Origin of the sequence: Nocardioides sp. Bht2 (assembly GCF_047308515.1) — a bacterium.
GTDB lineage: Bacteria > Actinomycetota > Actinomycetes > Propionibacteriales > Nocardioidaceae > Nocardioides.
Genome location: NZ_JBLBWI010000022.1, coordinates 1 through 24,965, shown reverse-complemented (window position 1 = coordinate 24,965; position 24,965 = coordinate 1). Strand labels below are relative to the sequence as shown.

Annotated in this window: 16 protein-coding genes and 2 pseudogenes; 12 read left to right on the top strand and 6 right to left on the bottom strand. The window is 65.9% G+C overall.

Going from position 1 to position 24,965, the window contains the following annotated elements:
* Positions 1-21 precede the first annotated feature (21 nt).
* The 6 genes from ACLM5J_RS19255 to ACLM5J_RS19230 all read left to right on the top strand — a co-directional run bounded on the left by ACLM5J_RS19255 (position 22) and on the right by ACLM5J_RS19230 (position 7,319).
* Positions 22-780, top strand: a complete 759-nt coding sequence (locus ACLM5J_RS19255) for an SDR family oxidoreductase (protein ID WP_413658286.1) — start codon at positions 22-24, stop codon at positions 778-780.
* Between the two features lie 148 nt (positions 781-928).
* Positions 929-2,173 (top strand): LLM class flavin-dependent oxidoreductase, encoded by a 1,245-nt coding sequence (locus ACLM5J_RS19250; RefSeq protein ID WP_413658285.1) that lies wholly within the window; start codon positions 929-931, stop codon positions 2,171-2,173.
* 25 nt (positions 2,174-2,198) lie between these two features.
* Positions 2,199-3,098, top strand: a complete 900-nt coding sequence (locus tag ACLM5J_RS19245; protein WP_413658284.1) for a fumarylacetoacetate hydrolase family protein — start codon at positions 2,199-2,201, stop codon at positions 3,096-3,098.
* Positions 3,099-3,170: 72 nt separating this feature from the next.
* On the top strand, positions 3,171-3,725 hold the full coding sequence (locus ACLM5J_RS19240) for a type II 3-dehydroquinate dehydratase (protein WP_413658283.1): 555 nt from the start codon (positions 3,171-3,173) through the stop codon (positions 3,723-3,725).
* Positions 3,726-3,790: 65 nt separating this feature from the next.
* A complete protein-coding gene (locus ACLM5J_RS19235) occupies positions 3,791-5,707 on the top strand; it encodes an acetoacetate--CoA ligase (RefSeq protein WP_413658282.1) in 1,917 nt (638 codons plus the stop codon).
* A 70-nt stretch (positions 5,708-5,777) separates the two neighbouring features.
* Positions 5,778-7,319 (top strand): long-chain-fatty-acid--CoA ligase, encoded by a 1,542-nt coding sequence (locus ACLM5J_RS19230; RefSeq protein ID WP_413658281.1) that lies wholly within the window; start codon positions 5,778-5,780, stop codon positions 7,317-7,319.
* A 222-nt stretch (positions 7,320-7,541) separates the two neighbouring features.
* Here the strand turns inward: ACLM5J_RS19230 and ACLM5J_RS19225 are convergent, their stop codons facing one another.
* The 3 genes from ACLM5J_RS19225 to ACLM5J_RS19215 all read right to left on the bottom strand — a co-directional run bounded on the left by ACLM5J_RS19225 (position 7,542) and on the right by ACLM5J_RS19215 (position 9,585).
* Positions 7,542-8,579 carry an HNH endonuclease signature motif containing protein gene (locus ACLM5J_RS19225; RefSeq protein WP_413658280.1) on the bottom strand — a complete coding sequence of 346 codons (1,038 nt, stop codon included), beginning with the start codon at positions 8,577-8,579 and terminating at the stop codon, positions 7,542-7,544.
* A complete protein-coding gene (locus ACLM5J_RS19220; RefSeq protein ID WP_413658279.1) occupies positions 8,537-8,956 on the bottom strand; it encodes a hypothetical protein in 420 nt (139 codons plus the stop codon). The genes ACLM5J_RS19225 and ACLM5J_RS19220 overlap by 43 nt, the downstream gene beginning before the upstream one ends.
* A 137-nt stretch (positions 8,957-9,093) precedes the next feature.
* Positions 9,094-9,585: a MarR family winged helix-turn-helix transcriptional regulator gene (locus ACLM5J_RS19215; protein WP_413658278.1), complete on the bottom strand. Its 492-nt coding sequence runs from the start codon at positions 9,583-9,585 to the stop codon at positions 9,094-9,096.
* 163 nt (positions 9,586-9,748) lie between these two features.
* Here ACLM5J_RS19215 and ACLM5J_RS19210 point away from each other — a divergent pair, with 163 nt between their 5' ends.
* The 4 genes from ACLM5J_RS19210 to ACLM5J_RS19195 all read left to right on the top strand — a co-directional run bounded on the left by ACLM5J_RS19210 (position 9,749) and on the right by ACLM5J_RS19195 (position 13,338).
* Entirely contained in the window at positions 9,749-10,423 is a 675-nt protein-coding gene (locus ACLM5J_RS19210) for an alpha/beta hydrolase (RefSeq protein ID WP_413658277.1), read from the top strand.
* A complete protein-coding gene (locus tag ACLM5J_RS19205) occupies positions 10,420-11,193 on the top strand; it encodes a 2-keto-4-pentenoate hydratase (RefSeq protein WP_413658276.1) in 774 nt (257 codons plus the stop codon). The genes ACLM5J_RS19210 and ACLM5J_RS19205 overlap by 4 nt, the downstream gene beginning before the upstream one ends.
* Positions 11,194-11,286: 93 nt before the next feature.
* Positions 11,287-12,093: an APH(3'') family aminoglycoside O-phosphotransferase gene (locus ACLM5J_RS19200; protein WP_413658275.1), complete on the top strand. Its 807-nt coding sequence runs from the start codon at positions 11,287-11,289 to the stop codon at positions 12,091-12,093.
* 243 nt (positions 12,094-12,336) lie between these two features.
* Complete coding sequence (locus tag ACLM5J_RS19195) at positions 12,337-13,338, top strand: diaminopimelate dehydrogenase (protein WP_413658274.1); 1,002 nt, start codon at positions 12,337-12,339, stop codon at positions 13,336-13,338.
* 86 nt (positions 13,339-13,424) lie between these two features.
* Here ACLM5J_RS19195 and ACLM5J_RS19190 read toward each other — a convergent pair whose 3' ends face one another.
* The 3 genes and pseudogenes from ACLM5J_RS19190 to ACLM5J_RS19180 form a co-directional block, all read right to left on the bottom strand.
* Positions 13,425-14,777 carry an NAD(P)-binding domain-containing protein gene (locus ACLM5J_RS19190; RefSeq protein ID WP_413658273.1) on the bottom strand — a complete coding sequence of 451 codons (1,353 nt, stop codon included), beginning with the start codon at positions 14,775-14,777 and terminating at the stop codon, positions 13,425-13,427.
* Positions 14,778-15,616: 839 nt separating this feature from the next.
* Complete coding sequence (locus ACLM5J_RS19185) at positions 15,617-16,090, bottom strand: hypothetical protein (protein ID WP_413658272.1); 474 nt, start codon at positions 16,088-16,090, stop codon at positions 15,617-15,619.
* Positions 16,091-16,989: 899 nt separating this feature from the next.
* Positions 16,990-17,533, bottom strand: a pseudogene (locus ACLM5J_RS19180) (transposase); the annotation flags it as partial.
* 291 nt (positions 17,534-17,824) lie between these two features.
* Here ACLM5J_RS19180 and ACLM5J_RS19175 point away from each other — a divergent pair.
* On the top strand, positions 17,825-23,119 hold the full coding sequence (locus tag ACLM5J_RS19175; protein ID WP_413658271.1) for an AAA domain-containing protein: 5,295 nt from the start codon (positions 17,825-17,827) through the stop codon (positions 23,117-23,119).
* 775 nt (positions 23,120-23,894) lie between these two features.
* Positions 23,895-24,806 (top strand): annotated as a pseudogene (locus tag ACLM5J_RS19170) (IS3 family transposase); the annotation flags it as partial.
* Positions 24,807-24,965 lie beyond the last annotated feature (159 nt).

Here is a 24,965-nt window from a genome sequence, read left to right as displayed (position 1 = left end):
TTCTCGTCTGAAGGACTCACATTGCGACTGCACGGAAAAACGATCCTGATCACCGGTGCCGGTGGCGGGATCGGCGCCGCTACTGCCCGCCTCGCCGCGCGCGAGGGCGCAAGCCATGTCTTCCTGGCTGACATCGACGAACAACTCGTCGCCCAGGCCACCGACGAGGTCAGCGCACTAGGCGCTCGGGCCACGGCGCTCCATCTCGACGTCGTCGAGGAGGCGGACTGGATCGCCGCCGTCGCCGAGGTGGAGTCGACCGGAGACGGCCTCGACATCCTGGTCAATAACGCCGGGCTCAGTGGTGGCACGGCGATCGACCCGTACGACTCGGCTCATTGGCACACGCTGATGGACACCAACGCGGCCGGCACCTTCCTCGGGATGCACCACGGGATGGCCGCGATGCGGCGGACCGGTCGCGGTGGATCGGTCGTGAACGTCTCCTCGGTCTCCGGCCTGATCGGCCAGGACTACGTGCACCTGGGCTACAGCGCCTCCAAGGGCGCCGTGCGGATGCTCTCCAAGGCGGGCGCGGTCCGGCACGGTCCCGAGGGGATCCGGGTCAACTCGGTCTATCCGGGCGTGATGCCGCCGATGCGCAGCGCCGTCACCACGCGCGGCGGCGAGGCGCGCGAGGCCGCCGTCCGCGGGATTCCGTTGCAGCGTCAGGGCGAGGTCGACGAGGTCGCGACCGCCATCGTCTTCTTGGCCTCCGACGAAGCCTCCTACATCACCGGCGCGGAGTTGGTGGTCGACGGAGGTTGGACCTCGATGTGATCGAGGTCGACGCCGGATCCCCTGTGTGGGCAACAGAATCCCCGTCGCATCCCTGGGTTCGCACCCAAAGAATCAGCGCTCTCGAATTCCTAGATTCCTCACTACCAGGCGCCGAACGTCGGCCGCCGACTGTGAAAGGGACATGACAATGGTCAAGGTCATCCTCCAGCTCTACCCGGTGATCCCGGCGACCCGCGAGGAGCGCATCACCAAGGCGCCGATCGGCCGCGACGCCGACCTGTACCAGCAGGCGATCCGCGACATGCCGGGCTTGATCAAGGCCGCCGACGAACTCGGCCTGTGGGGTGTCTCCGGGATCGAGCACCACTTCCACTCCGAGGGCTACGAGATCGGCCCCAACCCGGGTCTGATGAACGTCTACTGGTCCAGCTTCACCAAGAACATGCGGGTCGGCCAGCTCGGCTACACGATCACCACCCACAACCCGTTCCGGGTCGCCGAGGACGTCGCGATCATCGACCACATCACCCAGGGTCGCACCTTCGCCGGCTTCTCCCGCGGCTTCCAGCAGCGCTGGACCGACGTGATCGGCCAGAACTACGGCTCCAAGGCGACCAAGTCGCCGACCGGCCACACCGCCGAGCAGCTGGCCGCGATGACCGACGAGGAGCGCAAGGCCCAGTTCGCCGACGACGCCATCAACCGCAGTCTGTTCGAGGAGAACGTCAACCTGGTGGTGGACTGCTGGACCCAGGACAGCGTGGAGCGCAAGGAGGGCCGCTGGCAGGTGCCGGTGCCCTACGAGGAGGGCATCGAGTGGGGCATGCTCGCCACCCGTGAGCTGGGCGCGCCCGGCGAGATGGACGAGAACAACCGGATCCGCCGGGTCAGCGTGACGCCGCGCCCCTACAGCGACCCGCACCCGCCGGTCTTCGTGGCCAGCAACGCCAGCCTGGAGACCGTGGAGTTCTGCGGCCCCCGCGGCTTCATCCCCTCGTACTTCTCCAAGATCGACACCGCCGCCAAGTTCGGCCAGGCCTACGTGGACGCCGCTGCGACCGCCGGCTTGGACTTCAAGTTGGGCCAGAACCAGGCGCTCTGCCGTTGGCTGCAGATGGCCGAGACCGAGGCCGAGGCCCGCGAGAACGTGGTCAAGTACGACCTGGACATCTACAAGGACCTCTACGTCGGGACCACCCCGATGAAGATGACCGAGGACCCGGTCGACTCCGTGCTGAACAGCGGCATGTGGATCGGTGGCTCCATCGACCAGGTCCGCGACCAGTTCGTCGAGCAGTGGAAGCGTCTGCCCGCCGAGTACGTGGTGATGCCGTCGCACTTCGCCCAGCAGCCGGCCGAAGACGTGATCCGTCAGCTCGAACTCTTCATGACCCACGTCAAGCCCGTGCTTGACGAGATGACGCAGTACTGACCCACCCCCACTCGAGGAGATCCAGATGAAGTGGTGCACCTTCCACCAGCAGGGCCGGACCGAGCAGCGCGTCGGCGTCCTGATCGACGACGACTCGATCAGCGCCCTGCCGCTGGGCACCACGTTGCTAGGTCTCCTGGAGTCCGATGAACTCACCTCGGCCGGCGCCCAGGCGATCGAGCAGCCGGCCGAGGTGGTTCCACTGACGGAGGTGACCCTGTTGCCTCCGATCCCCCGCCCGCCCTCCTTCCGCGACTTCATGTCCTTCGAGGAACACCTGCTGAACTCCGCGAAGGCAATGGGGGTTCCGGTGCCCCAGCGGTGGTACGACTCACCGGTCTTCTACTTCTCCAACCCCGCCTCGTTCCAAGGCCCGACCCAGCCGGTCACCCGGCCACCCGGCGTCGCTGCGCTCGACTTCGAGTTGGAGGTCGCGGTGGTGGTCGGTCGCGGCGGTCGGGACCTGACTCCCGAGCAGGCCGTCGACCACATCGCGGGGTACCTGGTGCTCTGCGACTGGAGCGCGCGGGACCTGCAGCGCGGCGAGATCCCGTTGACGATGGGGCCTTTCAAGAGCAAGGACTTCGCCAGTTCGGTCAGCGGCTTCCTGGTCACCCCGGACGAGGTCGACCCGGAACGTACCGCCCGTCCCGACCTGGCCATGACGGCTTCGGTGAACGGCGAGAAGGTCAGCCAGGGCCAGCTCGGCACGGTGCACTGGTCGTTCGCCGAGATGCTGGCCGAGGCGTCCCGGAACACGGTGATCCACCCCGGCGATGTGATCGGCAGCGGCACGGTCAGCACCGGCTGCCTGTTGGAGCTGTCCATCCTGCACGGCGCGGATCGCTATGACTACCTTGTGCCTGGGGACACCGTGCACCTCGCGGTCGACGGCATCGGTGAGATCGCCGTCCCGATCCGCTGAACCCCCAGGAGCGCTGGCCCCGCTACGCATCCGCTGAACATCCCGTTCGGCACCAACAATGAGGAGAATCCCGTGAGCGACTGCTCTGCCGGCTACGACCCGACCCGCTGGTCCTCCATCCGGACCGGAGAGAAGCGGTACCGAATCGGCGTCATCGACGGCCCGAACATGTCCAACATGCACCGTCGTGACCGCAGCATCTATGGCGGCGCCTCGATCCAGGACCTGCAGGGATTCGTCCACTCCTTCGGCGAGTCGATCGGCGTGGAGACGGTGCACCTGGTCTCCAACCACGAGGGCGACATCATCGAGTGGATCCACGAGAACGCCCCTGATCTCGATGGCTTCCTGATCAACCCGGCCGGACTCACCTTCACCGGCGAACCCACCAAGTGGGCACTCTCCGACAGCAACAAGCCCTACATCGAGGTGCACTTCCGCAACGTCGTTGCGGGCAAGGCGATGGCGCCCCTCGGCGAGGAGCGTCGCTTCGTCTTCACCACCGCCGCCAAGGGCGAGGTGATGGGTTTCGCCCAGTACAGCTACACCAGCGCACTGCTGGCGCTGATCTGGGTCCTCGACGACCCGGACCTGTCCGGCGAACTGAGCCTCGGCCAGATCTGCTGATCCCGCTCCGGGGCGGGCAGGCGCCTGCCCCGGAGGTCCACCCTGCCCAGGAGAGTCCGAGAACCATGTCCCCTTTGCCTGCTTCCGACGGCGCGATGAATCGCTATCGCGAGTGGCTCGCCTCCTCGGGGCGTGTCACGTGTGATGACTACGCGTCGTTGCACCGTTGGTCGGTCACTGAGACCGACGCGTTCTGGCGCTCGATCGTCAACTACTTCGACGTTGCGTTGACCCCGACGCCGGTCGCTGGTCCGGTGCTGGTCGACGACACGATGCCCGGCGCGGACTGGTTCCCCGGCACCAACCTCAACTACGTCGACCAGGTCGCGCGCCACCGCGACAACCCTGGTCCCGCGGTGATCGCCGTCGACGAGACCGGCAACCGCACCGAGCTCTCCTGGCACGGGCTGCTCGACCAGGTCGCGGCCTTCGCCGCCTGGCTCCGTGACAACGGCATCGGTACCGGCGACGTCGTCGCCGGCTACCTGCCCAACATCGCCGAAACCCTGGTCTGCTTCCTCGGCACCGCCGCCGTCGGCGCCACCTGGACCACCTGCGCACCCGACCTGGCCCCCGCAGCAGCCGCGAACCGGTTCGCGGTCACCTCCCCCAAGGTCCTGATCAGCACCGACACCCACCGCCACGGCGGCAAGGTGATCGACCTCCTTCACCAGGCCACCGAACTCACCGAACTCCTCCCTTCGGTGGCCCACCACCTCACCCTGGCCCGCGGCAGCAACCAGCTGCCCGAGGGACGCGTCGACCTCGCATCGATCCTCGCCGAACCCCACCCACTGGTCATCGCCCCGACCCCGTTCGCCACCCCACTGTGGGCGGTCTACTCCTCGGGCACCACGGGTGCCCCGAAGGCGATGCTCCACTCGCACGGCGGGATCGTGTTGGAACACCTCAAGTGGCTCGGCCTGCACCTACAGATCACCAACGGGGACCGGTTCCACTGGTACACCACCACCAGTTGGATGATGTGGAACGCCCAGGTCGGTGCCCTGCTGCTCGGCGCCACCGCCGTCCTCCTCGAAGGCAGCCCCACCTACCCGAACCCCGACGCGCTCTGGCGCCTCGCCGCCACCGAAACCATCACCCACCTCGGCACCAGCGCCGGGTACCTCGCCCTGTGCGACCGCGACCAGCTCGACCTCACCGGCCTCGACCTGACGGCGCTGGTCGAGGTCGGCAGCACCGGCGCGCCCCTCTCACCACCCGCCGCACAGTGGGCCACCACCCAGTTGCCTCACGTCCGGCTCAGTTCGGCGTCCGGGGGCACCGACGTCTGCAGTGCCTTCGCCGGCGGCGTCCCACTGCTCCCCGCCCCCGAACCCGGCGACCTCCAAGGCCCCCTGCTCGGTGTCGCCCTCGAAGCCTGGGACGACAACGGCCACCCCACCACCGACGTCGGTGAACTCGTCATCACCCGACCGATGCCCTCGATGCCGATCCGGTTCCTCAACGACCCCGACGGCGCCAAGTACCACCACGCCTACTTCGATCGCTTCGACGGCGTCTGGTGCCACGGCGACTGGATCACCCGGCACCCCGCCGGCAGCGTCACCGTGCACGGACGCTCCGATGCCACCATCAACCGCAACGGCATCCGACTCGGCAGCGCCGACACCTACAGCGTCCTCGACCAGATCACCTGGATCACCGACTCCCTCCTCGTCGGCATCGAACAGGACAACGGCGGCTATTGGCTGCCCCTCTTCATCGCCCCCACCGAACACCACACCATCACCACCACCGACCTCGACGACATCCGGCACCGGATCCGGCACCACCTCTCACCACGCCACCTGCCCGACCAGATCATCGTCGTCGACCGGCTGCCACGCACCCCCAACGGCAAACGCCTCGAGGTCCCCGTCAAACGCCTCCTGATGGGCCACGACCCCACCCCCTTGATCGCCGGCCTACTCCCCGAGGACGCCGCAGCGATGACCGCCCTCACCCAACACCGCCCCTGACCCGGCACCGTCCCTGACCCGGCACCGAGCAGCGCCCCCGGCGCGCCGCCCCGCCCCGAAAGGCAGAACCATGTTGAACCTCGCCAGCCTGCTCGAATCCAGCGCCCGCGCCTACCCGGCCCGCGACGCCCTGGTCCACAACGACCGGCGCTACAGCTACCGCGACCTCGACCGCTACGCCAGCCGCATCGCGCACGTACTCGCCGACGCCGGCGTGCAGCCCGGTGACCGCGTCGCACTCAGCTGCGCCAACCTTCCCGAGTTCGTCGCCGCCTACTACGGCATCCTCAAGAACGGCTCCGTGGTCGTTCCCCTCAACATCATGCTCAAGGCCCGCGAAGTCGCCTACCACCTCGAAGACTCCGGCGCAGTGGCCTACCTCTGCTACGACGGCCCCACCATGCCGACCATCGCCGCCGAGGGCTACGCCGCCTTCGACCAGGTCGAAAGCTGCCACACCGTCTTCGCACTCACCGAAACCGGTGACGCACCCACCCGCGACGACGTCACCTCCATCCAGGACGCCTGCGCCCGGTTCCCCGGCGTCTTCCCCGCTGCCCCCACCGAAGCCACCGACACCGCCGTCATCCTCTACACCAGCGGCACCACCGGCTCCCCCAAGGGCGCCGAACTCACCCACACCAACATGACCATGAACGCGATCACCGGCACCCGGATGTTCGACATGACCCCCGAACGCGCCGACCGCCACCTGATCGCGCTCCCGCTCTTCCACTCCTTCGGCCAGAGCGTCCAGATGAACGCCGGCATCGCCTCGGCCGCCGCCCTCGTCTTCATGCCGCGCTTCGACCCCAAGGCCGCCATGGCCACCATGGCCGACGAGCAGATCACCGTCTTCGCCGGCGTCCCCACCATGTACTGGGCACTCACCGGACTCGTCGCCGACGGCGAACAGGCCCCCGTCGACCTGCGCCTCGCCATCTCCGGGGGCGCCTCCCTGCCCGTGGCCATCATCGACGACGTCCGCAACAAGTTCGGCGTCGAGATCCGCGAAGGCTACGGACTCTCCGAAACCTCACCACTCGCCGCCTTCAACGACCCCTCCGCACCCTCGCGCCCCGGCTCCATCGGCCGCCCCGTGTGGGGTGTCGACCTCAAACTCGTCGACCGCAACGGTGCCGACATCGAGGGCGTCGACGAGGTCGGCGAACTCGCCATCCGCGGCCACAACGTGATGAAGGGCTACCTCGGCCGCCCCGAAGCCACCGCCGAAGTACTCGGCAACGACGGCTGGTTCCGCTCCGGCGACCTCGCCCGACGCGACGCAGACGGCTACTACTACATCGTCGACCGGGCCAAAGACCTCATCATCCGCGGCGGCTACAACGTCTACCCCCGCGAAATCGAAGAAGTACTGATGACCCACCCCGCCATCTCCCTGGTCGCGGTCACCGGCGTCCCCCACGAATCACACGGCGAAGAGATCAAAGCCTGGGTCGTACTCAACCCCGACAAGAACCTCACCGCCGACGAACTCATCAACTGGACACGCGACCAAATGGCCGCCTACAAATACCCCCGCATCATCGAATTCCTCACCGAACTCCCCATGACCGCAACCGGCAAAATCCTCAAGCGGGCACTCGACTGAGCCAACGGTCACCTCGAGCGCACACGCGTGGTGCGCTCCCACGGCCGGTCCGGAACCCTCCGGGCCGGCCGTTCGGCGTTCTAGGCGTACCCGGCCATCAGGGTGGTAGCAATCGGCTGGTTCGGGGGTTTACCTCCGAGCGCGCTGTGGATGCGAGGGCGCACCGATACCTCCGGTGACCGTGTGGTTCCGGAGCGCTCGGGTGCGGTGGGGCGAACGCGCTCAGTCGAGTTGGATCGTGCCTAGGCTGGTGACCAGCCAGGCTTGGCCGCGCTGGTCGGTCCGGAGATAGTTGCCATCGCGGGTGCGTTGGTAGCGCCACCGGCCATGGGTCTTGGCGAGATGGTGGCGTCGACAGAGTGGCGCCAAGTTCTCTGGCGTGGTTTGGCCCGGTGGATCGTGGCCCGGTGGGCAGCGTCGCTCGGAGGTGCCGTTGTCGTAGGGCTCGATGTGGTCGAGGTCCGCGTCTGTGGATGACCGGGTGCAGTGCGGGAAGACGCAATGCGGGTCACGCTGACGGACCTGCTCGGCCATCCAAGTAGGAGGATCGTGCCGGTTGACGGAGCCGGTGCGGTTCATATCGATCACGGGCGTGATCGAGGCGATGGAGCCGTGTCGCTTTAGCCAATCTTCAAGCTGGGTAACGAGAATCGGGCCGAGCTTGTCGGCGTCCGCGATCGCCAGGTCGTCGGTGCCGAAGAGGTCGGCGAATGTGGTGTGCACGAAGACCCGCAGGCCGCGCCCACTACGGCGGGTGCGCCCTGCCGCAGCCTTCCGGCCTGGCTTATCGCTGGCGGCGCCTGCCTCGGCCACGCCGCTGACATCGCCAGCCGCCTCAAAATCGAGCGCGTCCTGGGCTTCCGCGATCGAACCAAGGGCTTTGGCTTTTCGCTGACCCAACGTGTCCACGTCGCCTGCACGGCGGAGCTTCTCGGCCTCTTCACAGACCAAATCGTGGAACCGGGCCAGGTCCAGCGAATCGCCGACCACGTCCAACGTGGAGGTGCTCGACGCAGTGCCTACGGGGCCGTACTTGTGGGTGAGGGTCACGGCCCAGTCGGCTTTCGACAACGGCCCGGTCTTGTCGCGAACCAGGTCGGGGTGGAACTTCGCCACCGCCATCGCGAGCATTCGCTCGATGGTCGGCCAGCCATACCGTTCACCAGCAGCCAACTGTTGGTCGAACCAGACAGCGGCCTCCGCTGAGAGCTTCCGGGTCAGCTCCGCGACCCGGCGGGCCTTCCAGCCCGGGACTTCCAACAGCTCGACCTTCGCCCAAGCTGCGGCAGCCGGTGGTGCAGGTCCAGCGTGTCGGCGAGCAGGCTCATCGCGCCCTGACGAGTCAGGTTCGCGGCGACGGCGAACTCCTCGGCCGCGAACGCAGCAACAGGCGGAGTGCCTGAACCACCGAGAATGTCGTCGATCTCCAGGGAGGCAAGCGCCGGATCGTCAGACCACGAAGCCGCGGCGCCGCCGTCCACCACCAGGTTCAGCACGCACCATTGATGGGCAAGCCGCAGTTGGCGCCGCACTGCTTTCAACGCGCGCACGCTGTCTTGGGAGACGATGCCCAGCAAGCAGCCCGCATCGAGGTCAGTGACCTCATACGGAGTGTGCGTGGCGTCGATCTCGATCATGAGAAGAGTCCAACATGGACCCCCGACAGAACGACGGTCCGCAGAAAGACGTGAAGCGATCGGACGGTTCGGCACGTACAGCTGACGGTTCGGCACGTGTGCCTGACGGTTCGGCACCTGTGCCTGACCGGGTGCCGCTACGCCCCGTCGCGCCCGTAGAGACTGGCCATCTTGCCCTCCGGGTCGATCCCGGCGAGAAGCACGCGGGAGATCTCCCGCAGCTGCGCCAACTGATCGCGGCTGAGTCCGTCGAGGACGTGGGCGCGCACCGCGGCGACGTGCCCCGGTGCAGCCTGGACGACCTGATCCATGCCGACGTCGGTGAGCCGGGCATTGGTGGCGCGGGCATCCTCCGGGCAGGGGAACCGCTCCACAAGGCCGCGCTCCTCCAACCTGCGCACGACGTGGGAGAGCCGCGGCAGGGTCGCGTTCGTGGTCTGCGCGAGCGCCGTCATCCGGAGCGTGCGTTCAGGCGCTTCGGAAAGCATCGCCAGCACGAGATACTCGTAGTGGGTAAGGCCGGAGTCCTTACGCAGTTGCGTATCGAGGACCCCGGGAAGCAACTCCACGACAGCGATCAGACCGAGCCAGGCTGCTCGTTCCTCGCTGTCCAACCATCTCGTGCTCACGGAGACAGCATACCCGCATTAGTTGACGGAACAACCAAAGTGGCCTCAGAGTTAGTTGAAGATAGAACGACTCAGGAGGAAGTGTCATGACCAGCCAGCCTCTCGCCGCGCGGCCGATCGCGCGCCACCGTGCCGAGCCCACGTTCGCCAGAGGGGACGCCCGATGAACACTTTCGCTGAACCGGCGGTCGCCTTCCACGGCGCCAACGCCCCCGACGCTCCCCTGGTCGTTCTGCTGCACGGGCGCGGCTCTCACGAGCAGGAGATCATCTCGCTCGCCCCGCACCTTCCCGCAGGCGCGACCTACGCCGCCGTCCGAGCACCGATCGCCGAAGGTGCGGGCTTCGCCTGGTTCGCCAATCGCGGGATCGGTCGTCCGGTGGCCGACTCACTGAGCGCGACGATGGCCTGGTTCCGCGACTGGCTGGACGACGTCGCCCCCGCCGGACGCCCCGTCGTCCTGATCGGCTTCAGCGGCGGCGCGGCCTTCGCGGGCGGACTCGTTCTGGCCGACCCGGCCCGATTCGCGGGCGCTGCCATCCTCTATGGCACCCTGCCTTTCGATGCCGGCGTCCCGACCACCCCGGACCGGCTGAACGGCGCGCAGATCTTCGTCGCCCAGGGCGACGCCGACCACGTCATCCCCCGCGAACTCCTGGACCGCACCTGGTCGTACCTGACCACCGAATCCGGCGCGACCACCCAGACCCAGCGCGACCCGGGCGGCCACGGCATCACGATGGCAACCCTGGAACGCCTTGGCGCCTGGCTGAGCGCACGGTTGACCGACGAGCCGGGCAGCACTGCTGAAGCGGAGACCTCAGGAGATGCCCGATGACACCGCACGACGCCGAGGCCGCGCTCCGCGAAGCCCGCGGGCGCCGGCAGACGCTGGCACGGTTCTCCGACACCTACCCGGAGCTCGACGAGGCGTGGGGCTATGCCGTCCAAGAACTGGATCGCGCCGCCCGGCTCCGGGACGGTGAGCTGATCACCGGGGCGAAGCTAGGGCTGACCAGCCGCGCCAAGCAGGAACGGATGAGCGTGGACCGTCCGATCGCCGGCTTCCTGACCGACGCCATGACGGTCGCTGCAGACGAGGTGGCGACACGGCTCTCCTCCTGGGCCCAGCCGCGGATCGAGCCCGAGATCGCCTTCATCACCGGGCGCGATCTCAACCACGCGGTCGGACTCGCCGAGGTCGGCGACTACGTCCGGTCCGTGCTGCTCGCCGCAGAGATCCTGGACTCCCGCTATACCGGGTACAGGTTCCGGCTGCCCGACGTCATCGCCGACAACACCAGCTCCGCCGGCGTGGTCCTCGCCCCCGAGCGGTACCGCCTCGACGCGCTGCCCGAGCTGGCCAGCCTGGCGTGCAAGGTCCGCGTCGACGGTGCCGTCGTCCACCAGGCCACCGGTGCCGCGATCCTGGGCAACCCGCTCCAGTCGCTGGTCCTGCTCTCCGAGCACCTCGAGCGCCACCACGAGACGCTGCCAGCAGGATCCCTCGTCCTCGCTGGCGCCCTGACCGACGCCACCCCGATCGCCCCTGGCCACCGCTACGAGCTCGTCATCGAGCATCTGGGCGAACTCACCATTCACGTCTGAGCGGCACTACTCGGTCCCTGCTGCGGCCCCAGGGCATCGCCCGGACTTGCGGTGTTTCCGAGCCCGGACATCGATCGCAACGACAATGGAGGCATGTCGACTCCCTCGCTCCCACTTACCGGATTGCTCCCCGATGCCGCGGCATGGACGCCGGTCGCTGACGGTGAGTCCGACGCATTGGTGCTACGTCATGTCTCCGGGGAGCGGTTCGCCAAGGTGATCCCTGCCGCCGCGGCAAGCATGTTGGAAGACGAGCGCGATCGGATCGGGTGGCTCGCGAGCACCGGAGTCCCCGGTCCCCGAGTTCTCGACTGGCGCACCACACAACACGGGGCCTGCCTCATCACCAGCGCAGTCTCGGGAATCCCGGCCGACCGGCTCGCCGCGGCCCAGCTCGCGCGGGCGTGGCTGTCGATCACCGACACCCTGCACCAGCTGCACAGCACCCCAACCAGCACGTGCCCGTACGACAGGACGCTGGACCCGATGATGGGGCTGGCCCGCGCGACCGTCGTCGAGAACCGTGTCCACGCTGAGTTCCTGCCCCAGCAGCTCGTCGACACCCCTCCCGCTGCGATCCTCGAGAGCCTGGAACGCGAGCTCCCGTCACGCAGGGAGCAAGAGAAAGCGGACCTGGCGGTGTGCCACGGAGACTTCTGCCTTCCCAACATCGTCATCGACCCCGAGACCTCACGGGTCGCCGGCGTCATCGACCTCGGACGACTCGGACAGGCAGACCCCTACGCTGACATCGCACTCCTCCTGGCGAACGCCCGCGAGACCTGGCCCGACGAAGAGACCGCCCGACAAGCGGATCACGACTTCGCCTCTCGGTACGGCGTCCCCCTGGACGCCGAGCGCCTGGACTTCTACCTCCGGCTCGACCCGCTGACCTGGTAGACCGCTCGGCGCCTGCCGTTTCGACAACTAGGGCCCTCACCGAAGGACACGGCGCCTGCGCGTGAATCTCGGCTCCGGCAAACACCAGAAGAATGAGCTCGCGCACCCTCCGACGTTCTCTCGGGCGCCCTCGTCGGGACGCAGAGCCGACCCACCCCTGACCCGACGCCGTAGACGCTGTCCTAAGCTTCGCCGTTTAGTCCCTCGGCGTCTCGCCCCGAACCGAACAGCGTGAGCAAATACATGCAACCTGAGTCCCCCACCGCTCCCATCCGCATCGCGATCATCGGGCACGGCAACCTCGGCCGCGGCGTGGAGCGGGCCCTCACTCTCGCCCCCGACATGGAACTGGCGGGGATCTTCACCCGTCGCGACCCCCGCAGCGTCACCCCAGCCGTAGCCGGCAACCGGGTCCTGCACCTGGACGCGCTGCCAGAGTTCGAGGACGAAGTCGACGTGGCCATTCTCTGCGGCGGCTCGAAGTCGGACCTGCGTGTGCAGGGTCCGGCCCTGGCGGCCCGGTTCAACACCGTGGACTCCTTCGACACCCATGCCGACATCCCCTCCTACTTCGCCGAGCTCGACGCACCGGCCCGCGCGCATGGAAGGACCTCGCTGATCTCCACCGGCTGGGATCCCGGCCTGTTCTCGATCAACCGCCTACTGGGCGAGGCGATCCTGCCCGACGGCGAGACCTACACGTTCTGGGGCCGCGGGCTCAGCCAGGGCCACTCCGACGCGCTGCGCCGGGTGCCGGGTGTGTCCGCCGCCGTCCAGTACACGCACCCCTCGGCCTCCGCGATCGCCCGAGTCCGCTCCGGTGAGCGCCCCGAACTGAGCACCCAGGAGAAGCACACGCGGGAGTGCTTCGTGGTGCTCGCCGAGGGAGCGGACGCCGACGTGGTGCGCAAGGACATCGTGACCATGCCGCACTACTTCGAACCGTTCGCGACCACGGTGCATTTCATCACCGCCGAGGAACTCAGCCGCGACCACGCCGCGATGCCCCACGGTGGCTTCGTCCTGCGCAGCGGCACCACCGGTGGGACCAATACCCAGGTGATGGAGTTCGGCCTCACTCTGGAGTCCAACCCGGAGTTCACCGCCAGCGTTCTGGTCGCGTATGCCCGTGCCACCTACCGCCTCAACCAGCAGGGAGTCCACGGCGCGGTGACCCCGCTCGATGTGGCGCCCGCCCTGCTCTCCCCCAGGTCGGCTGCCCAGTTGCGGGCCGAACTGCTCTGAGAACGCCGACGCCGTGCCATCGTGAAGTCGCGATGACACGGCGTCGAGGGCATCTCGGTCACCTCACGCAGCGGGAGGCGCAGGGTTTAGACCTCCACGCCGTTGCTGCTCAGGAAGTGCTCAAGCGAGTCGTCGAGGACGTCGAGCCAGTCGGCGTGCAGCGGGGGCGCCACTGTCCCGGTCACCGTTGAGGTGTAGCCGAAGTTCCGGTAGCCCATGATGTCGCGCTTCTTGTCGCGCTTCCACTGCTTGAAGAGCTCGCCCTGCTGTTCAACCGCGAACTCCGGATAGTCGGTGTGCTGCATCAGATCGCGGATGTAGGCGGCCTGGAAGTCGATCTCCTCATCGGCCGAGACGAGGGCCTCCTCGCGGGCCAGCCAGTCCTTGACGTCCAGCGCCCGGTCCTCGAAGTCGGGCACCGCCACAGCGCCCAGGATCACGTCGCGGACGAACCAGGCCTGCGCGTCGAACATGTTGAACGTGAAGTACTGGTCCTGCATGCCCAGATAGAAGAATCCCGGGTTGTTCTGCCACATCACGCCCTTCCACAGTCCGTCGGGATACAGACGGTTGTGGGTCTGCAAGCGCAGGTCGTCGGGCAGATAGTCGAAGTGGTGTAGGTATCCCGTACACAGAATGACCGCGTCAACCTCCGCGCTGCTGCCATCCGCGAAGTACGCGGTGTCCCCCTCCAGACGGATCAGCAACGGCACCTCGTCGAAGCCTTCGGGCCAGTCATAGCCAGTGGGGCGGGAGCGATAGCTCAACAGCACCCGAGCCGCGCCGTACTTGTAGCACTGGCTGCCGATGTCCTCTGCGGAGTAACTGCTACCTACCAACAGGACGGTGCGCCCGGTGAACTCCCGTGCCTCTCGGAACTCGTGCGCATGCAACACCCTTCCCTGAAAGCCCTCCACACCCTCGATCTCGGGCGAGGAGGGCGTCGAGAAGTGCCCGGTCGCGGAGATGACTCGGTCGAACTCCTCGGTCTCGAGGCGGTCCTCGACCAGGTTCTTGACCGTCACCGTGAACCGGCCGGTCACCTCGGAGTACTCCACCTGCTTCACGGCCGTGTTGAACCGGATCTGCCGGCGGGCATCACTCGCCTCGACCCTGCCCATGATGTAGTCGCGCAGCACCGCGCGCGGCGGGTACGAGGGGATGGCCTTTCCAAAGTGCTCGTCGAAGGAGTAGTCGGCGAACTCCAAGCACTCCTTGGGTCCGTTCGACCACAGGTAGCGATACATGCTCGCGTGCACCGGTTCGCCGTACTCGTCCAGTCCGGTCCGCCAGGTGTAGTTCCACATCCCGCCGAGGTCCGACTGCTTCTCGAAGCAGACGACCTCCGGCAGTTCTTTCACTCCGGTTCGGCGCGCGGACTCGAACGCTCGCAACGCCGCCAGACCACTGGGACCCGCGCCAAGAACAGCGACTCTCACGTAGATCTTTCTCCTTTGTGTAGGTGTCCGGGGTGGGCTCAGCACACCCCCGAACTGTCCTCCCTAGCATGAATCGGGTGCTTTTACCACACGAGACATGTGGTACGCGAGGGACATTCTGAAATCTAGCTCAAAGTCTCACGATTCGGACATGATGGGACCGAGGCCGCGACGCGCCCCGCGGGCGACATCACCGCTCCGCCACCCAGACCAGCGACACGGCCAGACGTCGATGTTGGTGTCGGCGCCCGAGTCGCAGTAGTCGCACTCGACGAGCCAGCCGTTCCAGCCGCTCAGGATCAGTCCCTCCTCGGTAACGAGAGCCGACGTTGCTATGCGTTGTGCGCCTCGACCGGGCACGCAGCGATGCTTCTGACAAGGACACCGTCGAAGAGCCTGGACGAGCGCGACCAGGTGCTGAACCCCGTCATGACGATCAAACGCCAGAAGGCGGCCCTCCCGGAGGAGAACCGCCTTCTGTACTGGTGGAGGCGAGGGGCTCCGAACCCCTGACACTACTCCTGGATCTCGGGTGTTCTCGAAGCATAAGGCGCGGATTCTGAGGACATTGCGCTGGGTTTCTGCTGGCTTCTAGTTCACACGATGCCCAGCAGCCCTGAGCCGGCCCGGGTGAGATCCAGGGGACCACGACGGATCGATCCGCGGGGGTTGAAGCCACGACGTCGATTGGCGCTATCACTCGGAACCCTCCGCCACATGAATGGCGAGCGACCGGGGCACCCGCGATCATCACCGAAGCCATGAAGGCGACCAGTCAGACCTCGACACGCGACGGGCCCTTCGTTGGCCTTGGCCGCCTCGTGCAGGTCAGTTCAGTCTCAACCCGCGCGCCGGCGCCCGCCTCGCTCCGGGAGCTCCGGCTGGGACTTGGAGCGATCCCGGAAATGCGGCGGGATGAGGAAAGTCGGCCACTGGACGATCCACATCCAGGCCCCGATCACCAGGAACAGAAGGCCCACACCCCAGCACACCCCAATGAACCATTCCAACAACGTGGGCGGTGCTTTCATCCCAACACGGGTCAACTCTGCCAGAGCGCCCACCCAGAGCAGGGTGCCACCAACTGCCATCGGACCGAGAAAGGCGTGGTAGCCCCGTATCCCGCGACCCGTTCCGGCGAACCAGCTGACCGCGCCCGAAACGTCCAAGCCGTTACGCCAGACCTTCACCACAACCACCCATAGGCCGGCGAAGAAGAGGGGGCCAATCACCACGCCCATGATCCAGTCTTCGACTGACACTTCGGTCTTGCCCTCACTTTCGGTTGAAGGGATTGCTACAGCAAGAGACATCGGGCATATCGATATCGGGGACGTCGATATCCGGTAGATCGATGTCAGAAACCGTGTCGGCGATTGCGGCCCCGTAACTAACGATCGTGTCAGCTGCCCAGGTTATCGCGGCGTCCCCGATCTCGGAGTCGATGAGCCTGTCTCCAACGCAGTCCGCGGTCATGCAGGCATCGTCGTGGCACCTGCCGACGCTGCACGCTACTTCGGCGATGCCCACGGATCTAGCTAGAAGGGAGGAACTCGGACCGAACCCTTGATGCCACAGGCTAGCCGGAACGCATCTTGTGAAAGATCCACCGCGGGCGCTCCACCGCGGTGCTCGTCAGGCGGAACGCCGACACCATGCAACGGTCACAAGTCGCATCTTCGAACCGTCGATTAGTCCTCGCGGACCCACGCAAAAGCAAGAGGGCGGCCCTCCCTCAGGAGAGCCGCCCTCTTGATCTGGTGGAGGTGAGGGGACTCGAACCCCTGACCCCCTGAAGCAGACGCCGGCGACCCGCCATCTCGACGAATCTCGGACCTACAGCCTCACACAAGCTCTGACCTGGGACGATGCCCGAACCTGGGACAACGACTCCCGAGAGACTACCGCGAGTTCTCGGGCATTCTCGACCCAACTGGCGCCGTTTCTGAGGGGATAGTGCTGGGTTTCTGCTAGCCCGCCCGTCCATGACACCTCCGCATCGTTCTGCCAGGGCTCACTCTTTCAGTCCGACAGGGACTCGTGGTTTAGCACGCCGCGCACCCCCTTGAGGGCGACAGCAGCGAGGAGCATCCCCCACGGCTCGCGACAGCCCGCGGGACTCCTTGGGAAATGCCATCGGCACCGTGCACGTCCATCCAGCGTCGCCACCCGTCAACGCAGAGCAGGGGTCACCTGTCCGTGCAGCAGTCCCCACCACCCGGCCGCCTTCGCGCACCTTGAGCACGAGTGCGTCGGCTGCGACGAACGTGAACGGCCCGGCCTCTTCGAGCCGTCGGGTGCGGAACTGCTCGACGTGCTCGTCGAGTTCCTTGGCCATCACCGACACCTGGGACTTCGACAGGCCGGTGATCCCAAGGGTCTGCACCAGCTTGTCCATCCGCCACGTCGAGACGCCGAGCAGGTAGCAGGTCGCCACCACCGAGGTTAGAGCCCGCTCGGCCCGCTTCCTGCGCTCCAGCAGCCAGTCCGGATACAGCGACCCGGTACGGAGCTTCGGCACAGCGACATCGAGCGTGCCGACGCGGGTGTCGAGGTCGCGGTGGCGGTAGCCGTTGCGGGAGTTCACCCGCTCCGGCGTGCGCTCGCCGTAGCCGGCGCCACACACCGCATCGGCCTGCCGCGGAGAGCAGCGCGTTGACAAACGTGCTCAGCAGATCACGCATCAGATCAGGGCTTGCCTGAGCCAGTTGTTCGTTGAGGAACTGGGCAGGGTCGATAATGGGCACAGCGGTCATCAGAGTGTCCTTCTTCGAGGTTGGTTGTGAGAGATCACTCGAAGGATCCACCTGGTGGCCGCGCCTACGATGGAGGCACGCGCTCACTCAGGTCCGTCGTACACCACTCTGCTGGACTCCACTCCTGGTCCGCAGCCCAGCGGATGCGGCGGACACCTGCCTGTCTAGACAAGTGGGCTTGGGTCCAGCACCTGGGTTCGATCCGATCCAGTGGACGACATCCAGAACAATGTGTCGGCGTGTTCACTAGGCTGCTGCCATGGGCGGGCACATTGAGAATGGATCTGGTCTGTGACAGTAGAGCAGGCTGACACGCTGGCAGAAGCGAAGAATCTCTTCGCGTTCCTTGCCGAGGTGCAACGGATCCGCGAGGCTCCGGTTCGCAGCTACCGACAGTACGACGAGACCTGGTGGCTGGACGAGGTCCCAGCTCACCCGGCCATTGCCAGTGCCCTCGATGAGCAGCCTCCGGCCGAGGACGCACCGATCCTCACTATCGACCGGATTGCGTCGCGGCCTGCACCGAAGCCACCTGATGAGCTGGCGCAGTGGATGGGTTGGAATGTCGACGACGCCAACGCCGAGCCGCGCCTGCGCGAGTGGGTGGATGCTTCGCGGGTCCCTCATCTTGTTCCTCGGGTTAGCGTTGAAGGGCCAGCGAAGTCGGTCTTCCTCGAGGATGAACCCGAACTGCGCAGCGAGGGTGCAAGGTACCTGACTCAATGGCGTGAGTGGGCGGATCAGGAGAAGGCCGATCGGCCGGTTCGCGACCTGTACGCCGACCTATTCTCCGCTCACCAGACGGTCATCTCCCACGGTGAGGCCAGCGAACTGGTCCTCGGGGTGGGCGTCATCGACTGGGTACCGGCTCACCACGATCGGGTGGAGCGTCATCTGCTGACGTTCCCGGTCACATTGGAGTTCGACGAGACGACCGGACGGCTCAGCGCGCTCCACGACACGGGTTCGCGAGCGCTGTCGGTCGAGCTGGACATGCTCGACCCGGCGCTGGTGACCGCTCAGGTAAGCGGGCTTCGCGCGGCCACCCTTGCGTACGAGGGACACCCACTTGATCGCACCGGCATCAAGGCTGAGATGGTGAGGTTTGCTCACGCCCTCGACAGCAACGGTGCATACCTGGATGAGAGGCGCTCCGCCAAACCAACGTCGGAGTTGCGCGCCACCTTCTCCCCTGCCCTCGTGCTGCGCCGCCGTTCTCAGCGCGGGCTGCTGGAGATCTTCCAAACGATCGGTGAACAACTCGAGTCGATGGGTGAAGTTCCTCCCGGCCTTCTCCCGCTGGTGGATCCGGACCACCGGCCGACCAGCACCCCGGATGAGACCCCTGGTGGCATCGTGGAGATCGACAACGAGATCTTCTTGCCGTTGCCGGTCAACGAGCGGCAACTGCAAGTGATCACCGCTATCGACCACAAAGCCCAAGTCGTCGTGCAGGGTCCGCCAGGAACCGGCAAGACTCACACAGCGGCAGCGTTGCTCTCTCACCTGCTGGCTCAAGGCAAGCGAGTCCTGGTCACCGCACACACTGACCGGGCGTTGCATGAGGTCCGAGACAAGCTTCCCGAGGAGATCCGGCCCCTCAGCGTCGCGGTCGTGGGCAGTTCACAAACTGAGATGGCGGATCTCCGCGTCGCCGTAGACACGATCACACGCATGAGCAACGAGCACGACTCGAAGGCCTCGAGCGAAGAAATCGCCCGCCACCTGGCAGTGATCGACCGGCTGCGACGTGAACGCGCCGAGACCTATACTCAGTTACGCCAATCACGCGAGGCCGTCACGACACCGACGTCCTTCGGCGCCTACCAGGGTTCCGTGGCTGCGATCGCACGGCAGATCGCAGAGACCCGCGACGTACACGGCTGGGTCGGTGAGTACCTCGACGTCGCGCCTCAGGACGCGGTGCCTCTTACCGACACCGAGGCCATCCAGTGGCTTGCGCTGTTGCGCGATGCAGACGTGGCCGCAGACGGCGCTGAGGCTCAGCGACGTTTCCCCGCACTTGAACAGGTCCCGAGTGTCGAGCACTTCGCTAGCCTCGCAGCCAGGGAAGGGGACGCCTCGTTACACTCACAGGCGCATGATGCGGTGCGCGAGCACCCGCTGTACGCCGTGGTGGCGGAGCTCGATCCCGCAATTCGGGAAGCCCTGCACAGCCGCACCAGTGACTTGGCCAAGCTACTGGGTGAGGTCGAGGACCGTAGCGAAGGGTGGGTCGCGGACGCCTTCCGTGACGTTCGGACCGGTCGCGGCAGTTCGTGGCAGGCGCGCGCTGAGCAGGTTCACCAGCTTGTAACGCAAGCCCACCCCCATGTCAGCGAGCTGGGTCCCCTCACCCGCGTCGAGCTCGCTGGCGGTGACTTCGGAACGCTCGTGCTGATCGCTGAGGCGTTGCTGGCCTACCTCGACGGCGGTGGAGAGATCAAGACGCAGCCCGACGGAACGCCGAAGGTCGGCTTCAGGACCGCGAAGGTCGTCAAGCAGTCCCAAGCGTTCTTCGACAGTGTTCGCGTCAACCAGATCGTGGCCACGACACCGCAGAATGTGCGCGCGTTCTTGAACCACGTTCACGCCACCCGCGTCCTGGATGCGTTGGATCAGGCATGGCCGGCGAACGTCGAGATTCCTGCTGAGGACACGCTCAGTGAACGTTTGCAATGGCACAAAACCGAGCTCGAGCAGCTCGGCGCGGTTCTAGCCACCGCAGCCAAGCTCGCCGAAACCGAGGACTGGGTCAAGCAGCACGGCCTGAGCGCACCCAACTGGGCCGACCTGGAGGCGGTGAGTGCGTACGCCGACCTGGTCGACGCAGCCACAACCGCAGATGAGCTCGACCAGTTCCGCCGTCCCTTGGAGGGGTTGTCGCGCACCCTGGAGGCTGAAGTTCAGTGGGAGGACGCGGCCCCTGTCACCGCCGCGATGCGTGACGCGGTCGCGGCTCGCGACCGCAACGCCTACGCGAGCGCTCACGCCCGCTTGACGCATCTGCACGACGTCCGCTCCCGCATTCAGCGTCGCGACGAGATCGGGACCCGCCTTGAGGCCGCGGCGCCGGCCCTGGTTGCCGCCGTGACTGCGGACCCCCACGCCCCACAGTGGCCCCAACATCTCGCGCATCTGGATGCGTCGTGGCGTTGGGCGGCAGCCTCAGCCTGGGCTCAGCAACAGGAGCGGCTGGACGCGAACGCGTTGCACCGGCATCTGGACCTGCTCGAGAATCAGCTGCGCCAGGAGATCTCTGCGCTCGCCGCGGCTCGTGCATGGTCGCACGCGGTCGAAGAGTCGCGGATGACAGGTACTGCCAAGGCCTTCTTGAGCCAGTACTCGTCACTCGTCAAGCGACTCGGCAAGGGCACCGGCAAGTACGCTACAAAGCGACGACAAGAAATCAAGCAGGCGCTCGATGAGTGCAGGTCATCGGTACCAGTGTGGATCATGCCGATCTACCGGATTGCTGAGCAGTTCCGCATCGAAAGCAACATGTTCGACGTCATCGTCGTCGACGAGGCATCGCAGGCCGGCTTGGAGGCCTCATTCCTGCAGTATCTGGCCCCCAAGATCGTGGTCATCGGTGACGACAAGCAGGTCTCCCCTACCGCAGTCGGCGTCGACCAGCAGCAGTTGCGGAATCTGGCAGATCAGTACTTGCGCAACAACAAATTCAAGGCCTCCTGGCAAGATCCCCAGCGCAGCTACTTCGACGAGGCCGACATGCGCTTCGGCGGCAAGATCACCCTCATCGAGCACCGCCGCTGTGTCCCGGAGATCATCGGTTTCTCCAACAAGGTCGCCTACGAGCCCGAGAACATTCGCTTGCTGCCGGTGCGTCAACGCACCGCCGGCGCATTGGCCCCGATCCGCAGCGTCCACGTTTCCGAGGGCTACGAGAAGGGCAAGACCAACCCGGCTGAGGCCGACGCTCTCGTGGCTCAGTTGATCGCGTGCCTGCGTGACCCTGCCTACGAGGGCAAGACGTTCGGAGTCATCTCCTTGATGGGCAAGGAGCAGGCCAAGGCGATCGAGACTCGCTTGATGCTGGCCGTTAGCCCTGAGGACTGGGCTGCGCGACAACTGCGGTGCGGTGACGCGGCCGACTTCCAAGGCTCGGAGCGTGACGTCATGTTCTTGTCGATGGTCAAGACAGCCGAACCGGGCAAGAGGGTCGGCTCCCTGACCATGGAGATGTACGTCCAGCGCTACAACGTTGCGGTCTCTCGCGCCAAGGACCAGATGTGGTTGTTCCACAGCCTGCTTCTCAGCGATCTGGGGAACCCCGAGGACATGCGCCACGCGCTCCTGGACTACGTCACCAACGTCGAGGCCAGGGCCAGCAGCCCGGATGAGCGGATCCTGCAGTCCGCGGTGCCTGACGATGTCCGCGTCGAACCGTTCGACTCACTCTTCGAGCAACGGGTCTTCAACCGGGTTCACGGACGCGGTTACTCCGTCATCGCCCAATACCCGGACCAGGGGTACCGCATCGACCTCGTGGTCGTCGGCGTCAACGGCAACCTCGCTATTGAGTGCGACGGCGACCAATGGCACGGCCCCGACGCCTACTACCGAGATCTGGCACGCCAGCGCGACCTCGAACGGTGCGGATGGACATTCTTCCGCATCCGCGAGTCGGACTACTACCTCGACCCTGACGCAGCGTTGGCTGGCCTTTGGCCGCTGCTTGAGGAACTGACCACGGAGCCGATGGGTCCTGGCACTGTGCCTGCGTCGAACATCTTGGCCCAGAGGGTCACGTCGTACGCCGCCGAAACGGAGGCTGACCTGGACGACCTCTACGACGCAGACGAATGGTCGGAGGACGTGAGCGAAAAGAGCGCATGGGCGGAACACCTCGCCGTCAGCCGAAACCATGTAGCGAGTGCCCGCAGCGACACTTCGCTACTCGAGTCACGCTCCAACTCCGCAATGCAGTCACCAACCCTCGACGTCCATCCTCCTGCCGGGCAAAGCCCGGCAGCGGGAGGCCCGTACGCGGGCGGTGGCCTGCTTGAGCAGCGGGGCGTTGCGGCAAACAGTAACCCCGAGGGCACAGTGTCCGACGTGGTGGAGTTGCGTTATGACGGATACCGCGGCACAACAGTAACGACCGACGGCGCGTCGGTCGTGGAGATCATCAACTCCCTGGTCGAGGTCGTGGCAGTGGAGGGCCCGGTCCGGGGTGCGTGGCTGCATTCCACCTATGTAAGGGCGCACGGCGGTCAGAAGGTCGGCAGCAAGATCGCACGCGTACTCAACAGCGCGATCGCGACGGCCGTCCGACGCGGACAGCTTGTTGAGGAGAACCCTCTCGGTGAGACCGGGGTCAAGCCACGCACCTACCGCCTACCGGATCAACCTGCCGTTCGTGTCCGGCCGCTGGGAGGCCGCAGCGTCCACGACGTACCCCCAGCCGAGTTGGCGCAACGCATTGCAAGCTACCGGCAAAAGCTGGGCAACTCGCATGAGCCCCGTGCCATCTATCGCGCAGTGCTCAATGAACTCGGACTGACCAAGCTCACGCCCAATGTTGAGGAAACCTTGGAGAAGGCGGACACCCTGAACAGCTGAGTGCGCAGCCAACCGTGCGCCTGTCTTCTTCGAAAGCCGCTGTGCTTCCTGGGTCCAGAGGCGCGGCGGTTCTCTTCTGCGCGGGGCAGATCTGATTGTCCGGGTTCTACGGCGTCTGAGTTTCTGGAAAGCCAGACGCCGGTCTAGGTACGAGCCTGTACTAGGTTCGAAAGGTCGCCGACCTGTCTTGAGATCGTGACGGGCCGTGCCGGAGAGTCCCGGGTCGAGAGATTCCTCACTCCGCACCGGATCAGGCCGGGACGCCCCAGCGCGAACTCGCGACGACGGTGCAATCACGTGGCGAGCCAGTCTCCAAGTGAACGCTCCCTCTGCGCGGCGGCTTCACTACTGGGCCCTCCCAGCGGGCTGATCGAGTTGCCGAAAGTCCTCACCATGATGACTTCGAAGCTTGAACTGCCGCGACCGAGCTCGCCCCAGTTCGGGCGTGTCGGCGAGGCGGCGCGCAGGCCCACGCGGCCGATCCAAACAATTGGTGCGATGCGCCGACCTCCCGCCTGGGCGACGCAGACACTAGGGGAAAGTTTGCTCCTGGATGTGTCCCGCATGGAGATCATCGGCGCCGGATCGAGGGCGAGATGAGACTTCTAGGAGTCTCGTGCAGCATCGAGAAGCGTTAGATGAACAGAAATGGACTCAAGGCGCAGATCGACGGACTCGCCACCCGCTCAGTCAGCACAACTACAAGGGGAACGTCGCCGGATCAAGGAACGCTAGAACTCGACTCGTGCGTTAATCCAGCGAAGTGCATAGGGGAGGACCGACCCCGCCCAAAAGGCTCTACCCGGTAATCGATCACCTCGCATCCACCGGCGTCGAGCCGATCCTCGCTGCCGCGTGCTGGGCGTCACGACGCAGAACTACCACAAACACAAGCAGACCCCGACCAGCCCAACACGGCTTCGACGCGAATGGCTGCCCGGGCTGATTCGCGAAGTCCATGTCGCATCCCGCGACGCCTACGGCTATCGCCGGATCCACGCCGAACTGACCATGGATAACGCGTATCACGGTGTGCGCGCACGAGGCACCCACGCCCACGTGGCACTGTCTGGCAGTTCATGAATCCGGCAGGCATCTACGCGCTCCCGGCCCGGCACGGGTGAAACGGCTACGTGGCGTGGCTACGGCCGATAATGTGGTGAACCGGAAATCCACCGCATCCGCCCCAACGAGCTGTGCGCCACCGACAGCACCCAACACCGGACCTGGGAGGGGGTGTACTGCTCAGCGGTACTCGATGGGTACAGCCGTCGGATCGTGGGCTGGGCGATCAATTCCAAGAAGAACTCGACGCTGACGGTCAACGCGCTCGTCATGGCCATCCGGAACCGCCTGCCAATGCCGGGCGGGATCGCGCACGCCGTTCACGGGAATCAATCCACGCGTGGGTGTTCGGGGAGGAGATCAAGTCCGCTGGCCTACTGCCCTCGTTCGGCACAGTGGGCGACGGCCTGGACAGCGCCATGATGGAGACGTTCTGGCCTCGATGCAGATCGAGCTGTTGATCCGTAAGAAGTGGAAGACCAGGGTCGAGCTCGCTAACGCGATCTTCGAGTACACCGAGATCTTCCACAACCGCCAGCGCCACCATTCCGCACTGGGCTACCCCACCCCGATCGACCTCGAGTCATCGTCCGAAACCGAGACGACAACCGCTGCCAGTTAGCCCCCGAAGTGCAACCCAGTCGGTGGGCAAGTCAGATCACTGGTTTGTGTCGTAGCCTCATGCGAAGATCCGGTCCATGGCTACCGCACATGAGCAGGACTGGAGGGTCTGCCCCCGGTCTGGTTGACACTCGGGGTGTGCGGTAGTCAGGCCGCGTCT